We start from the raw sequence: 15,040 nt of genomic DNA, 5'->3' as shown, positions 1-15,040 counted from the left end.
GGCAGTCCTTCAGGCGGTTTTTCTGGCCGGGCGGCGCCCGAGCGCGTGATGCGAGAGCACCATGAACGGCGCACCCGGTTCGGTTTCGACAAATAAGGTCAGCGCATCCACCAGCACCTTCTGTTGCAGCACTTCCGCGAACAGGCTGTCGATCGCTGCGCGCAAACGCGGGCTCTCCTGTGACCCCGCCCGGCCGGAGAGCGTCATGTGGAAGCGAAAGGTTTCGAAGACATAGGGGTAGCCCCATTGGCAGAGATTGCGGAACTCGGCCGGCTTCAGCGAATCCGGGCTGCGCCGCTCGATTTCCGCCTCGCTCAGCGGTGCGCGAAACCGGTCGAAGTCGCGCACCACGTCATCGGCGAACCGGTTGAGCGCAGGCACTGGCCCTTCCGGCACCAGTGCGAAGAAGCCGTCGATCTGGCTGACCACCAGACGGGGGATGGTCACCACCGGCGTCACCTCGGCAAAATGGTCGAGTGCGGCGCGCAGCGAGACTTCCGTCTCGTTGGCAGCCAGGCGGAACGGTGCTTTCAGCGTCGCATGGAAACCATAGCGGCGCGCCGAAGCGGTGTGGAAAGCGACTTCCGCCGCCGACAGGTCGGCCACCGCTTCGACCGGCCTCGTGGCGGCGCCAAACGGGTCGCGGCCCAGCCAGTCGGCGGCAATCCGCGCCAGTGGCTCGTCCTGCCGGGGAGTGAAATAGAGGGCGTAGCGCATGGAAAGTCCTTGTCAGCTTCGCTGCCATAGGTGATTTCCATGACGAATTGACGAAGCCTTGCTGGCTTTCAGGTAACAAAACGCTGCGGCGGGGTCATTAGCCGACGATTTTTTCGTGCTGGACCAGGGAGCGAGTGCTCACGCAGCGACCGATCAGGCCTTCATCAGCCATTCATGCTCGGGCGCATTGTGGAACTTCCACGTCCGTTTCGGTCCTGCCATGACGTTGAGATAATAGAGGTCGTAGCCATGGCAGGCGGCGCAGGGGTGATAACCCCTGGGTACCAGCACGACATCGCCATCCTCGATCGCCATTGCTTCGTCGAGCGCGCGATGGCCGTTCTTGTCGGCGTCGGTGTAGACGCGCTGGAAGGCAAAGCCCTGTGGCGGGTTGAGGCGGTGATAGTAAGTTTCCTCGAGGTAGGATTCAGCGGGCAGATTGTCCTGGTCGTGCTTGTGCGGCGGATAGCTCGACGTATGCCCCCCGGGCGTGATGACCTCGACCACCAGCAGCGAATCGGCCGGCTTGCCCTCCGGCAATATGTTGGTGACATAGCGCGTGTTGGTGCCCTTGCCGCGCACCTCCTGGCCGAGATCGTCCGGTCCGATGACGCGAACCGGCAGGCCGCTGCCAAGACCCGGCGCCGAGCAGACCGCGAGCTCCAGCTCGGTGTCCGCGGTCACCGACCAGTCCGAACCCTCAGGCACGTAGACCGACCACGGCTTGCCCTCGAAGGGCGACATGCGCTCGCCGAGCAGGCCGAGATCCTTGCCGCCGGCTGAAGCCTTGCCCTTGCCGGTGACGAACACCAGGCAGACTTCGCGATCCTCCGTCTTGCCGGAGGCGCTCTCGCCGGGCTTCAGCCGATGCAGGTCGAAACCGACATAGGTCCAGCCGGCGCTTTTCGGCGTCACATGGGCGACGCGACCGTGGCCCTTGTCGGCTTTGACGAGCAGCTTCGACATTTTTGTCTCTCCTATCGCAAATCTTCGAGATCGGCCGAAGCCTCTCAACTTCGTCACCCTAGGGCGTAGCAGGAGCGAAGCTCCGTCGCGGAGACCCTAGGATGACGAAGTTAGAAGCACTGGAAGCTAACCGCCGACGCATGCGATCAGTCACTCCTTCGGCTCGGGCCCGACCGGAGGCCTCGCCTCGTCAGCAGGCTTGTAGAGATAAAAAAACTGCCAGACGGCGTAGCCGGCGAAGCCGAGCGCGATCATGCCCCAGAACGGCGTGCCGGTGGCGAACTCGATGATCGACCAGATGACGCAGACCGCGACGACGGCGACACGCCGCCACAAAGGCCGGAAGAAGGGGTGTTCGGAATCTTTCATCGGGCCAATCTACAGCAATCGGCCTCGCCGGGAACCCGTCGCACCAGCCATTGGGAGACTAGACATTTGGAAAGCCTTGCGTCTCGACCGTGTATCCGGCCGCCGTCATGACGCGCATCAATTCCTTGTAGCCCACTTGCGCCATCCTGAGCGGCGGGTTCTTCTTCGGGTCCTGCTCGGCCTCGACCACGAACCAGCCCTCATAGCCATGGTCGGCGAAGCGCTGCACGATGGCGCCGAAGTCCAGCGAACCGTCGCCCGGCACGGTGAAGGCGCCGAGCGCCACCGCGTCGAGGAAGGACTGCTTCGTGCGGTCGAGCTTTTCGATCACCCCCATGCGGACGTCCTTCACATGCACATGGCTGATCCGGGTATGGTGGTTGTCGATGGCGCGCAGCACGTCGCCGCCGGCGAATGCCAGATGGCCTGCATCGAGCAGCAGCGGAATGCCGGCTCCGGAATAGCGCATGAAGGCATCGAGTTCCGGCTCGGTCTCGACCACCGCCGCCATGTGGTGGTGGTAGGACAGCGGCATGCCCTGTTCGGCGCACCATTCGCCAAATTCGGTCAGGCGCTTCGCATAGGCTTTCATCTCGTCGTCCGACAGCTTCGGCTTGGTCGCCAGCGGCTTCGAGCGGTCGCCCTGGATCGAACGGCCAACCTCGCCATAGACGATGCAAGGCGCGTTCACCGCCTTGAACAGGTCGATCATCGGCTGGATGCGATCCTTGTTGTCGGCCATCTCCCCATCGACCAGCGTGCCCGAGAACCAGCCGCCGCACAGCGTGACGTCGGCGGCCTTCAGGATCGGCAGCATGATTTCGGGGTCATTGGGAAAACGCCGGCCCATCTCCATGCCGGTGAAGCCGGCCGAGCGCGACTGGCGCAGACATTCTTCCAGCGACACGTCATCGCTGAGCTCCGCAAGATCGTCGTTCCACCACGCAATGGGGGACATGCCCAGTTTGGCTTTCAAGTCGTCACTCCGGTCCTAAAACAGTTTCTTGCTCGTTGGCGCCGCCCCTCATCTGCCTGCCGGCATCTTCTCCCCGTGTAGAGACGGGGAGAAGGAGGAGCTTCGGCGCCTCTATCAATCGCCGATGGTCTGCATCTGCCGCTTTTCGTCATACGCCTTGCGCGCCGCGTTGACCTGCGGCCGCACTGACACTTCCGGCACCGCCACATCCCACCAGTGACCGCCGGCATCGGTGGAAACCAGCGGGTCGGTGTCGATGACGAGCACCGTGGTGCGCGTATTCTTCCTGGCTTGTGCCAGCGCGTTTTCCAGCCCGGCGATCGACGGCACTTTCTCGGCAATCGCCCCCATGCTCGCCGCATGCGCGGCGAAGTCGATGTCGGGCAGAACCTCGTGGCGCGAGTCCTTCAGCAGATTGTTGAAGTTGGCGCCGCCGGTCGCCATCTGCAGCCGGTTGATGCAGCCATAGCCGCGGTTGTCGAGCAGCACGATGGTCAGCTTGAGGCCGAGCATCACCGAGGTGGCGATCTCCGAATTCATCATCAGGTAGGAGCCGTCGCCGATCATGACGACGATCTCCTCGCCGGGCTTCGCCATCTTGGCGCCGAGCCCGCCGGCAATCTCGTAGCCCATGGTCGAGAAGCCGTATTCGCCATGGTACGAGCCGGGCGCGCCCGCCTGCCAAAGCTTGTGCAATTCGCCCGGCAACCCGCCGGAGGCATTCAGCAGCGTCACACCGGAGCCCATGGCGCGCTGCACCGCGCCGATCACCTGCGCATCGGACGGATAGGCGGCATTGGTCGACGCCGTCACCTTGGCCGCCTCGACCGTCCAGGCCTTCTTGCCGAAGGACGCATTGTCGGTCCAGCTTGCCGGCGCCTTCCAGCCCTTCAGCGCAGCACCGAGTTCCGCCAGGCCCTCGGCCGCATCGGCCACCAGCGGCAGGGCGCGGTGCTTGCCGGCATCGAAGGGCTGCACGTTGAGTCCGATGATGGTCTTGCCCGAATTCTTGAACAGCGCCCACGAACCGGTGGTGAAATCCTGCAGGCGCGTGCCGATGGCCAGCACGACATCGGCTTCCTCAGCCAGTCGGTTGGCGGCAGAAGTGCCGGTGACGCCGACCGCCGCCATGTTGAGCGGGTGGTTGTCCGGCAGCGAGGATTTGCCGCCTTGCGTCTCGCAGACCGGGATGCCGCCGCTCTCGGCGAATTTCGCCAGTTCGTCCGACGCCTGCGAATAGAGGACGCCGCCGCCGGCGATCACCAACGGCTTTTTTGCACCCTTGAGCGCGGCGACCGCGGCCGCCAGTTCCTGGCGATCCGGGCGCGGCCGGCGCTGGTGCCAGACCCGCTCCGCGAAAAAGCTCTCGGGATAGTCATAGGCCTCGGCCTGGACGTCCTGGCAGAGCGACAGCGTCACCGGGCCGCATTCGGCCGGATCGGTCAGCACGGCCATGGCACGGCTCAGCGCAGGAATGATCTGCTCCGGCCGGGTGATGCGGTCGAAATAGCGCGAAACCGGACGGAAGCAGTCGTTGACCGTCGCCGTGCCGTCGGAAAAATCCTCGGCCTGCTGCAGCACCGGGTCGGGGATGCGGTTGGCGAAGACATCGCCTGGCAAAAACAGGACGGGCAACCTGTTTACATGGGCGAGCGCCGCCGCCGTCACCATGTTGAGCGCGCCGGGGCCGATCGAAGAGGTCGCGGCCATGAAGCGGCGGCGGAAATTGGCCTTGGCGTAGGCGATTGCCGCATGCGCCATCGCCTGTTCGTTGTGGGCGCGAAAGGTCGGCAGTTCGTCGCGCACCTGATAGAGCGCCTCGCCGATGCCGGCGACATTGCCGTGGCCGAAGATCGCCCAGACACCGCCGAAGATCGGGACTTTGCTACCGTCGATCTCAGTCATCTGGCGCGACAGGAAGCGGGTCAGCGCCTGCGCCATCGTCAGGCGGATTGTCTTGCTCATGGTGTTTTCCTCCGCAGTCCTATTCCGCGCCTTCTTATGCCGCCTTGCGGCCGCGCGCGGCAAGCCACGCATCCGTCAACTGTTCGAAGCGCTGCGCCATGTCGGCGATAGCCTCGTCATCCGATATCCTGCCGGCCAGCCATTGTTCGGCCGCATGGACGAAGATGGTGCGGCCGACGGCAAAACCCTTGACGATGGGTGCCTTGGCGGTGGCGGCGAATGCCGCTTCCAGTTCGTCCTGCGGCGCTTCCAGGCCCAGCAGCACGACGCCGCGGCACCAGGGGTCGTGCTTCAGGATCACGGCCTCGATCTTCGCCCAGGCGCCGCTCGACGCCTGCGGCTCGAGCTTCCACCAGTCCGGCTTGATGCCGAGCGCATAGAGTTCCTCCAGCGCGCGCGGGATCGTCGTGTCGTCGAGCTTGCCATGCTTGCCGGCAATGATCTCGATGAGAAGCTCCCTGCCTACCTTCCGCGCGGCTTCGAACAGCGCGCGCAACTTCTGCTGCTGTTCGTCCTTGAGCGCCGCCGGATCGTCGGGATGATAGAAGCACAGGCATTTGATGCAATGGTCGACCGGCCACTCGGTGAGCTGCGAGCCGATGTCCTGCGAGAATTCGAAGCGCAGCGGCCGCGAACCCGGCAGCTCCACCGGCCGCCCGAGCCAGGCGAAGGAATGCCTGGCGAATTCGAACATCGCCTTACGGCCGTGTTTCTCGTCGATCAGCATGCCGTAGCCGTCGCGGCCGGCGGCAACCTTCGCCGCCGCCTTGACCGCCAGCACCTTGAAATCCTGGATGCGTGCGGGATCGGCACCGGCCTTCGCCGCCACATCCTCGAGCTGCACGCGGTGGTCGCAGGCGAGCGCCATCATCGAGGGAATGTCGCGCCGGCGCGTCGTTGCCCAATGGATGTGGTTGATCGCCTCGTCCTTGCGCAACGCCAGATGCCTGCTGCCGTTCTTGAGGAAGAACCGCAGCTCCTCGAAGGTCGGATATTCCGGCGCGCAGAGCAGCCGCGACACGGCGAAGGCGCCGCAGGCATTGGCCCAGGTCGCCGCCGTCGCATGGTCTTCGCCGCCCAGCCAGCCGCGCAGGAAGCCCGACATGAAGGCGTCGCCGGCGCCGAGCACATTGTAGATCTCGATCGGAAATCCCTTGCCGACGACGCCGTCCTCGAGATCGTCGCTGATCGGTCCGTCATAGACGATGCAGCCCATCGCGCCGCGCTTCAGGACGATGGTGGCGGACGACAGCGAGCGGATTGTCTTCAAGGCGCTCAGGCAATCATCGGCGCCCGACGCGATCATGATCTCTTCCTCGGTGCCGACGATGAGGTCGCAGTCGGGCAGCACCGTCTTCAGCTGCGCCGAGACCCGGTCCGATTTCACATAGCGCTCGAACCCTTCGGCATGGCCGGCGAGGCCCCACAGGTTCGGCCGGTAGTCGATGTCGAACACCACCTTGCCGCCCTTGGCCTTCATGATGCCGATCGCCTTGCGCTGCGCGGCATCGCTGTTGGGCCTGGAAAAATGCGTGCCGGTGACGACGATCGAGCGCGCCGAGGCGATGAAGGCCTCATCGATGTCTTCCGGCGCCAGCGCCATGTCGGCGCAGTCCGAGCGATAGAAGATCATCGGCGAGACGCCTTCGTCCTCGACCGACAGCAGCACCAGCGCGGTTAGCCGCTCCTTGTCGGTCTTGAGCCCGTCGACATTGACGCCTTCACGCGTCAGCTGCTCGCGGATGAAGCGGCCCATCTGCTCGTCACCGACGCGGGTGAGCAGCGCCGAGCGCAGGCCGAGCCTGGCGGTGCCGACCGAGATGTTGGCCGGGCAGCCGCCGACCGACTTGGCGAAGGAGGTGATGTCCTCCAGCCGCGAGCCGATCTGCTGGCCGTAAAGGTCGACGGAAGCGCGACCGATGGTGATGACGTCGAGCGGCGCGTATTCAGCGTCCACGGCTTCGCTCATTGGAACCTCCCGTCGGCCTTGTTGTGTTGGGGTACACGCGCGAGCGGCAGCGTGGCGCCGGGAATATGAAATAATAATTCCAATCCATAGTCAATATGGAATGAGCATTCCTTCGGTGAAAAGTACCTTTTCGGCGGTGGATCAGGCCTTGCGCTTGCGGCCCGTATCGCGCCGCTTCTCGCCGACGCCGACGGTCAGTGCCATGGCCAGCGCCATTGTCGCCGACAGTGAGCGGAAGCCGGCGAAATCGGCCTCGGCAACCTCGAACCAGACCTTGGCGAACTGGGCGAGCGGCGAAAACGAGCTGTCGGTGATGGCGACGATCGGCACGCCCTGTTCCGAAATGCTGCGCGCCTCCTCGATCGTGGCGGGCGCGTAGGGCGAGAAGGAGATGGCGATGACGGCATCCGCCGGCGTGGCGAAGCCGATCATCTCGGCATTCAGCCCGGCCGCCGATTCGATCAGCTGGTTGCGGATCTTCAGCTTGCCCAGTGCATAGGCGATGTAGGACGCCACCGGATAGGAGCGCCGCTTGGCCAGCACATAGATGGTTTCCGCCTTTGCCAGCAGGGAAATAGCGTCTTCCAGATGCGCTTCGTCCAGCGTGCGCGAGATGTCGTTGAGCGAGGTCGAGGCGGCGGCGACGAAGCCGTCGAAGATCGCCCGGTGGCCGGCGCCTCCCTCAGCCTTGACGCGCAGCGCCTGCAGCCTTTCGTCATAGGATGAGTTGCGCTCGCGCAGCCGCTCGCGAAACACCTGCTGCAGGCTGGTGAAACCATCGAAGCCAAGCTGCTGGGCAAATCGGATCAGGGTCGAAGGCTGCACGCCCGCCGAAGCGGCGATGCTGGCGGCGGTGCCGAAGGCGATATCGTCGGGATTGTCGAGCGCATGGGCAGCGATCTGGGCGATGCGTTTCGGCAGGCTTTCGCGTCGCTCCAGGATGGTGGTGCGCAGCGTCTCGAAATCGCGAGGTACCCGTTCGTCCATCGTCGCTCTGTCCAGGCTCATGCGTGAAGCGTCCTCTGTGCCTCATCATAGCGAGCCTGCGCAAGAACACCATAAAAAATGAGGCAGACATTCCATTTCAGGAGAAAATGGACTAATTCATCCACGCAGCGCTTCAAGCAGTGGAGAAACGGAAAATGGTCGGCGTCGGTCTCATCGGTACGGGTTTCATGGGCAAGTGTCACGCCATTGCATGGAGTGCCGTCAGCGCCGTCTTTCCCGACGTGGCCAAGCCACGGCTGGTCCATCTCGGCGAGGTCAATGAAGAGCTTGCCCGGCGCAAGGCGGGCGAGTTCGGTTTCGCCAAGGCGTCGGGCGACTGGCGCGCCGTCGTCAACGATCCCGAAGTCGACATCGTCTCGCTGACCACGCCCAACCAGTTCCATCCGGAAATGGCCATCGCGGTTCTTCAGGCAGGCAAGCATCTGTGGTGCGAAAAGCCGATGGCGCCGAGCTTTGCCGAGGCCGAGGCGATGGCGGACGCGGCGAAAAAGTCCGGCAAGGTCGCGGCCCTCGGCTACAACTACATCCAGAGCCCGGCCATCCGCCATATCGGCGCGCTGCTGGAAGAGAAGATCATCGGCGAGGTCAACCATCTGCGCATCGAGATGGACGAGGACTTCATGGCCGACCCGGAGGCGCTGTTCTTCTGGAAGCACGAAGCAGCTTCCGGCTATGGCGCGCTCGACGATTTCGCCGTGCATCCGCTGTCGCTGGTCTCAGCCCTGTTCGGCCGCGTCGCCAGTGTCATCTGCGACATGGCCAAACCCTATGCCGACCGCAAGCTGGCCAGTGGCGGCCGTCGCGCGGTGGAGACCTACGACATCGCCAGCGTGCTGATGCATCTGGAAAACGGCATTGCCGGCACGCTGCTGGTCAACCGCTCGGCCTGGGGCCGCAAGGGCCGCATCGCCGTCCAGATCTTCGGCTCGAAGGGGTCGATCCTGTTCGACCAGGAACGATCGAACGAATTCCAGCTCTACCTCACATCAGATCGGCCGACCGAACAGGGCTACCGCACCATCCTGGTGGCGCCGCACCACAAGCCCTATGACCTCTTCGTGCCGGCGCCGGGCCATGGCCTCGGCTTCAACGATCTCAAGATCATCGAGTGCCACGAATTGCTGACGCGGCTTGAGGGCAGGCCGGCGCGGCTCATCGAGTTTGCCGAAGGGCTGGAGATCGAGCGCACGGTGCACGCGATGGCGCGCTCGTTCGAGGAAAAGCGCTGGGTGGACGTACGGTGATATAAGCCCGCTCAGACGACCGTGGCAGCGACGTTCGTCTCCCATCCATTCACCCAGACCTGCCGCAAGCGGTCGCCTTCGCCCTTGAAGCGTAACCCGGTCGCCTGGCAATCCGCGATCCGGTCGCTGCGGAAATTGCGGATCGCCTGGCGCAGCTCGCACCAGGCGACGATGTTGGCGGTTTCGGCGTAGTAGATGAGCGCGATCGGGCGGATGAGGCGCTCGGAGGCGCGGCCCATTTCGTCTCGATAGGAGAGGTCGAGCTTTTCCTCGTCGCGGATGGCGCGTCGCACCAGCGCAAGGTCGATCGCGCCGGTCGAAGGCGCGGCGAACCCCCACGCATGCAGCGCATTGGCGTCGAATACCTGGCGCAAGGGCGGCGGCACCGCGCCGGCGATCTTGGCGCTGACGCGCTTGGCCGCCTGCTTGAGCTCGCTGTCGCCGGTGCGCTCCAGCAGCGCCAGCGACAGGACGATCGCCTCCATCTCCTCGATCGAGAACATCAGCGGCGGCAGGTCGAAGCCGGGACGCAGGATGTAGCCGATGCCGCGCCCGCCCTCGATCGGCACGCGCATCGCCTGCAGGGCGGCAATGTCGCGATAGATCGAGCGCACCGTCACCTCCAGCCGCTCGGCGATCGTCGCTGCCGTCACCGGCTGCCGCGCCAGCCGCAGGATCTGGATGATCTCGAACAGGCGCGACGCCTTGCGCATTTTTCTCGCCCGGTTTCCATCACAACTGACACACCATCGTCAGTTGGGCTGACCTATAGGAGCGCCTATCGAATTGAAAATCAACAGGTTCCGCTGCGGTTTGGCGGAGCGAGGCGGCAGGCAACTGACATGGGCTATGCGGAAAATCTCTGGCTTTTCTTTATCCTGCTGTTAGGCATCATCGCCGTTCCGGGCATGGATATGCTCTTCGTGCTTGCCAATGCACTGACGGGCGGCCGCGACCGAGGCCTTGCCGCGACCGGCGGCATCATGGTCGGCGGCATGGTGCACACGCTGAACGGCGCCATCGGCGTCGGCCTGCTGATGCATTTCGTGCCGATCCTGTTCAAGCCGCTGCTGCTTGCCGGCGCCGCCTACATGGCCTTCATAGGCATCACGCTGATGCGCAGTTCCATCATCGTCGGCCAGGAGGGGCCTGCCGGCAGCCGTTCCGCATGGAAGGCGTTTCGCCAGGGGTTTGTGACCTGCCTGATCAACCCGAAGGCATACCTGTTCGTGCTTGCCGTCTACCCGCAGTTCCTGAAACCGGACTACGGTCCGATCTGGATGCAGGCGACGGTCATGGGGCTGCTGACCGTGGTGACGCAGGCTGCGATCTATGGCGGGCTGGCGATCACGGCCGGCCGCAGCCGCAACGTTCTGATCGCCAATCCGCGGGCGACCATTTTTGCCGGCCGGGCGGCCGGACTGCTGCTCTTTGCCGTGTCGGTGTTCACGGCATGGGAAGGATTAAGGGCGGCGTAATCCCGGTCACCGCCGCCCACTTCCCTATGCCCTGTCAGGCAGCTCCCTGCCGGTTGTCGATCATGGCGCGGCGTGCCGAGCGGCGCCACTCGACGGCGCCGGCAAGGCCGTGCAGCACGGTCTCGGTGGTCGCCCAGTCGATGCAGCCATCGGTGATGCTCTGGCCATAGACCAGCGGCTTGCCCGGCACCACGTCCTGCCGGCCGGCGACGAGATTGCTCTCGATCATCAGGCCGATGATGCGCTCGTCGCCTGCCGCGACCTGGCCGGCGACATCTGCCGCCACCTTGGGCTGGTTCTCGGGCTTCTTGGCCGAGTTGGCGTGGCTGACATCGATCATCAGACGGGGCGCAATGCCGATGCGGGCGAGTTCCACAGCGGCGGCCTCGACGCTCGCCGCGTCATAGTTGGGCTGAACGCCGCCGCGCAGGATAACGTGGCAGTCCTCATTGCCCGTGGTCGTGGCGATGCCGCTGCGCCCGCCCTTGGTCACCGCCATGAAATGATGCGGCTGCGCGGCGGATTTCACCGCCTCGGCGGCTATGCGCAGATTGCCGTCGGTGCCGTTCTTGAAGCCGACCGGGCAGGAGAGGCCCGAGGCCAGTTCGCGGTGGATCTGGCTCTCGGTCGTGCGCGCGCCGATCGCGCCCCAGGCCACGAGGTCGGCAATGTATTGCGGGGTGGTCATGTCGAGGAATTCGGTCGCCGCCGGCAGGCCGAGATTGTTGACGGCCGACAGCACATTGCGTGCCATCCGCAGCCCCTTGTCGATGTTGAAGCTGCCGTCGAGGTCGGGATCGTTGATCAGGCCTTTCCAGCCGACCGTCGTGCGCGGCTTTTCGAAATAGACCCGCATCACGATCTCCAGCCGGTCCGACAGGCTCTCGCGCAGCGCCGCGAGACGGCTGGCGTAATCGACCGCCGCGACCGGATCGTGGATCGAACACGGGCCGACGATGACGAGCAGCCGGTCGTCGGTCCCGTTCAAGATGGCATGGATTGCGTTGCGCGATGCGCTGACGGTGCGCGTCGCCGTCAAAGTGCGCGGTATCTCCCGCATCACCTCGTCCGGTGTGCTCAGTTCTCGGATTTCTTTGACCCGGAGGTCGTCTGTGGTGGTCAACACGGCTTTCTGCTCCTGTCGAGAGCATGATGCCGAAAAGTGTGAAGCGGTTTTCGGACGACATCATGCTCCTCTTTGATTTAGAGGGAACCTGCCGGCTGAAAACAAAAAAGCCGCCAGGTATGGCGGCTGTTCGGATCTTGTTGCTGCAATCTTCAGATCGAGCGCAATCCTCCCGCCGCCAGCGAGCTCCTAAAGTACCAATATGTGGCGGTCAGGTTGATCATGAGGCTCATATAGTCGATGCGGAGGCACTTGTCACGTGCCCTGATGCGGAGACAATTCGGGATGGCCGAAGCACCCAAACTTCGTGCTCCCTGGGCGGAGCAGGAGCGAAGCTCCGTCGCGGAGACCCTGGGATCCATTCCGTGACTTTGGCCGAATGGTGCAGCGGAGCAGAATTCCGCACCGCAGCACCGCTCAGAAGTCGCGGCATGGATCCTCGGGTCTGCGCCGCGTCGCTACGCTCCTTGCTCCGCCCGTGGATGACGAAGTGATGGGCGTTTGAGACTCGCCGGCGTTACTCCGGTGACGCCCCCGCAATGCTTTGATCGTAGTCGACCAGCGACCCGGTCATGACACCGGACTGTGGGCTGACCATGTAGCTGATCAGACGGGCAAGCTGGTCCGGCTTGACCAACTGGCCCATCGGCTGCGTCGCTTCGGCCTTCGCCAGCCAGTCGTCCGGCGCGTCGTGCCACTTCTTCTGCACGATGTCCTCACCTTCCGTGTCCATCCAGCCGGGCAGCACCGCATTGCAGCGGATGCGGTTGTAGCGATAGGCATTGGCGACATTCTTGGTCAGTGTCATCAGCGCGCCCTTGCTGGTCGAATAGGGCGTCAGGAACGACTGGCCGGTATGCGCCGACATCGACAGCACGTTGACGATCGAGCCGGGTGCCTTCTTCTCAAGGAGATGCGCCACCACGCCCTGCATCAGGAAGAACGGGCCGCGCACATTGGTATCGAAAATCGTATCGAACAACTCTTCGGAGGTTTCGACCAGCGAACCGCGCGCCGAAGTGGCGGCGGCGTTGACCAGCGCGTTGACGGTGCCGAAATGCGAGATCGCGGTGGCGACCGCGCGCTTGCAGTCCGCCACTTTTGACACATCGGCGCTGATGAAGATCGCATCGACGCCGGCTTTCTTGAAATGGGCGACGGCCCTGTCGCCCTTCTCCTGCGAGCGGCCGATGAGCGCCAGTGCCCGGCAGCCTTCATCGGCCAAGGCCTCGGCGACGGCAAAGCCAATGCCTTGCGCGCCGCCGGTGACGATGGCGCGTGTCTGTGAATTGCGATCGGCTGATGCGCTCATCGCTCTGCTCCTGTGGTTTTTCCTAAGGGTTCTCTTACTTGTCGAGACGGACGGTCTTGCCGGTCGTTGCTGATTTCAGCGCTGCGTCGGCCAGTTTCAGCGCCACCAGTCCGTCCGCACCGCTCGGCGCGGCCTTCTTGCCTAATGTCGCTGCGGCGATGAAAGCAGCGATCTCATTGGCATAGGCGTCGAGATAGCGGGTCATGAAGAAGTCGTGCAGCGGCGGGCGGGTATAGCCCTTCTCGTTGGCCAGCTCGATCGACACCGGGCGCTGGTTCTCGGCCGCGACCATGCCTTTCGAGCCATGCACCTCGATGCGCTGGTCGTAGCCATAGGTGGCGCGGCGCGAGTTGGAGATGACGGCCTGCTTGCCGGAAGCGGTTTCGAGGATGACACTGACGCTATCGAAATCGCCGGCAGCGCCGATCTTCTTGTCGACCAGCACCGAGGCATGGGCGCTGACCGCCACGACCTCTTCGCCGAGCAGGAAGCGCGCCATGTCGAAATCATGGATGGTCATGTCGCGGAAAATGCCGCCCGAGCGCTTGATGTAATCGATCGGCGGCGCGCCCGGATCGCGCGAGGTTATGGTGACCATCTCGACGGTGCCGATGGCGCCGTCGTCGATCGCCTTGCGCACGGCGGCGAAGTGCGGATCGAAGCGCCTGTTGAAGCCGACCATCAGCGTCGCCTTGGTCTTCTCGACCACGGCCAGGCATTTCTCGACGCGCTTGACGTCGAGGTCGATCGGCTTCTCGCAGAAGATCGCCTTGCCGGCCTTGGCGAAGCGCTCGATCAGATCGGCATGGGTGTCGGTCGGCGTGCAGATGATGACGGCGTCGATATCTCCGGCTTTCTCGATGTCCTCGATGCTGCGCACCTCGGCGCCATAGGCGCTGGCCAGTTCGGTGGCCGCCTTCTCGAACGCATCGGCAACCGCAACCAGTTTGGCCTGCGGATTGGAGCCGACGGCACGGGCGTGGACCTTGCCGATGCGGCCGGCACCGAGGAGAGCGAAGCGAACGGTCATGGGTATTTCCTCTGGGGGAATGGGTTGGAGAGAGTTGTCCACACCTTGCTTTTGGGGAAAGGTGGCAAGGCTATTTTTCGAGCGCGCCAGAAAACAGGATGACCATCCTGTTTTAGGCCGCGAGTTCCGCCTCCCCGGTCTTGGCGCCGGTGATGTAGGAGACGATATCGTTTCCGTCGGTGTTCTCCTTGCGCAGATTGGCGACGATGCGGCCGCGCCGGAACACGACGATACGGTCGCAGAGATCGAACACCTGGCGCATATTGTGGCTGATCAGGATCAGCGGCTCGCCATTGTCCTTCAGCGTACGCACGATGTTTTCGACCTGGGCGGTCTCCTGCACGCCAAGGGCGGCGGTAGGCTCGTCCATGATGATCAGCTTGGAGGCGAAGGTCGCGGTCCGGGCGATCGCCACGCACTGGCGCTGACCGCCCGACATGTGGCGGATGGTGTTGGACAGATTGGGGATCTTCACCGCCGTGCGGACCAATGCCGCCTCGGTCGCCTTGCGCATGTATTTGCGATCGAGGATCGAGAACGGGCCGAGGTTGAACAAAACCTTCTCGCGGCCGAGGAACAGGTTCGACGGCACGTCGAGATCGTCGGCCAGCGCCAGATTCTGGAACACGGTCTCGATGCCCGCCGTGCGGGCCTCGATCGGCCCGGCAAAATTCACTTCCTTGCCGTCGAACCAGATCTGGCCGCTGGTGCGCTGCTCGACGCCGGTGATCTGGCGCACGAAGGTCGATTTGCCGGCGCCGTTGTCGCCCATGATGGCGATATGCTCGCCCTTGCGCAGCTCGAAGTTCGCGCCTTCCAGCGCATGCACGCCGCCATAGCGCTTGGTCAGGTTTTCGGTCTTCAGGACGATGTCTGACAT

Annotated in this window: 14 protein-coding genes; 2 read left to right on the top strand and 12 right to left on the bottom strand. The window is 64.0% G+C overall.

The annotated features are described in order from the left end of the window. Positions 1–9: 9 nt before the first annotated feature. The 7 genes from AC0NIL_RS02585 to AC0NIL_RS02555 form a co-directional block, all read right to left on the bottom strand. Complete coding sequence (locus AC0NIL_RS02585) at positions 10–717, bottom strand: DUF1045 domain-containing protein (RefSeq protein ID WP_013528376.1); 708 nt, start codon at positions 715–717, stop codon at positions 10–12. A gap of 153 nt (positions 718–870) precedes the next feature. Continuing rightward, entirely contained in the window at positions 871–1,683 is an 813-nt protein-coding gene (gene iolB / locus AC0NIL_RS02580; protein ID WP_275953237.1) for a 5-deoxy-glucuronate isomerase, read from the bottom strand. Positions 1,684–1,833: 150 nt separating this feature from the next. Continuing rightward, positions 1,834–2,052 carry a hypothetical protein gene (locus AC0NIL_RS02575; protein ID WP_027161053.1) on the bottom strand — a complete coding sequence of 73 codons (219 nt, stop codon included), beginning with the start codon at positions 2,050–2,052 and terminating at the stop codon, positions 1,834–1,836. Between the two features lie 58 nt (positions 2,053–2,110). Next, positions 2,111–3,028: a myo-inosose-2 dehydratase gene (gene iolE / locus AC0NIL_RS02570; protein WP_063169768.1), complete on the bottom strand. Its 918-nt coding sequence runs from the start codon at positions 3,026–3,028 to the stop codon at positions 2,111–2,113. 114 nt (positions 3,029–3,142) lie between these two features. Beyond that, positions 3,143–4,993, bottom strand: coding sequence for a 3D-(3,5/4)-trihydroxycyclohexane-1,2-dione acylhydrolase (decyclizing) (gene iolD, locus AC0NIL_RS02565; RefSeq protein ID WP_473572808.1), 1,851 nt, complete (start codon positions 4,991–4,993; stop codon positions 3,143–3,145). Positions 4,994–5,027: 34 nt separating this feature from the next. Further along, positions 5,028–6,962 (bottom strand): bifunctional 5-dehydro-2-deoxygluconokinase/5-dehydro-2-deoxyphosphogluconate aldolase, encoded by a 1,935-nt coding sequence (locus AC0NIL_RS02560; protein WP_275953233.1) that lies wholly within the window; start codon positions 6,960–6,962, stop codon positions 5,028–5,030. 141 nt (positions 6,963–7,103) lie between these two features. After that, complete coding sequence (locus AC0NIL_RS02555; protein WP_024502014.1) at positions 7,104–7,949, bottom strand: MurR/RpiR family transcriptional regulator; 846 nt, start codon at positions 7,947–7,949, stop codon at positions 7,104–7,106. Between the two features lie 155 nt (positions 7,950–8,104). On the opposite strand from AC0NIL_RS02555, the gene AC0NIL_RS02550 reads away from it, so the two are divergent. Next, positions 8,105–9,214: a Gfo/Idh/MocA family protein gene (locus tag AC0NIL_RS02550; RefSeq protein WP_275953232.1), complete on the top strand. Its 1,110-nt coding sequence runs from the start codon at positions 8,105–8,107 to the stop codon at positions 9,212–9,214. Between the two features lie 11 nt (positions 9,215–9,225). Here the strand turns inward: AC0NIL_RS02550 and AC0NIL_RS02545 are convergent, their stop codons facing one another. Then, the gene (locus AC0NIL_RS02545; protein WP_127370704.1) at positions 9,226–9,927 is read right to left on the bottom strand and encodes a helix-turn-helix transcriptional regulator; all 702 of its coding nucleotides are present in this window, start codon (positions 9,925–9,927) and stop codon (positions 9,226–9,228) included. Positions 9,928–10,056: 129 nt separating this feature from the next. Between AC0NIL_RS02545 and AC0NIL_RS02540 the strand changes: the two genes are divergently transcribed. Next, positions 10,057–10,692: a LysE family translocator gene (locus AC0NIL_RS02540; RefSeq protein WP_473572807.1), complete on the top strand. Its 636-nt coding sequence runs from the start codon at positions 10,057–10,059 to the stop codon at positions 10,690–10,692. 34 nt (positions 10,693–10,726) lie between these two features. On the opposite strand, the gene AC0NIL_RS02535 is transcribed toward AC0NIL_RS02540, so the two are convergent. The 4 genes from AC0NIL_RS02535 to AC0NIL_RS02520 all read right to left on the bottom strand — a co-directional run bounded on the left by AC0NIL_RS02535 (position 10,727) and on the right by AC0NIL_RS02520 (position 15,040). Further along, a complete protein-coding gene (locus tag AC0NIL_RS02535; protein WP_224618266.1) occupies positions 10,727–11,818 on the bottom strand; it encodes a 3-deoxy-7-phosphoheptulonate synthase in 1,092 nt (363 codons plus the stop codon). A gap of 517 nt (positions 11,819–12,335) precedes the next feature. Next, positions 12,336–13,130, bottom strand: a complete 795-nt coding sequence (locus tag AC0NIL_RS02530; protein WP_275953230.1) for an SDR family oxidoreductase — start codon at positions 13,128–13,130, stop codon at positions 12,336–12,338. A gap of 34 nt (positions 13,131–13,164) precedes the next feature. After that, positions 13,165–14,160, bottom strand: coding sequence for an inositol 2-dehydrogenase (gene iolG, locus AC0NIL_RS02525; RefSeq protein WP_473572806.1), 996 nt, complete (start codon positions 14,158–14,160; stop codon positions 13,165–13,167). Between the two features lie 112 nt (positions 14,161–14,272). Then, complete coding sequence (locus AC0NIL_RS02520; protein WP_013528363.1) at positions 14,273–15,040, bottom strand: ATP-binding cassette domain-containing protein; 768 nt, start codon at positions 15,038–15,040, stop codon at positions 14,273–14,275.

Source organism: Mesorhizobium sp. WSM1343, assembly GCF_055901535.1.
This window is presented reverse-complemented; position numbering and strand designations above follow the sequence as displayed.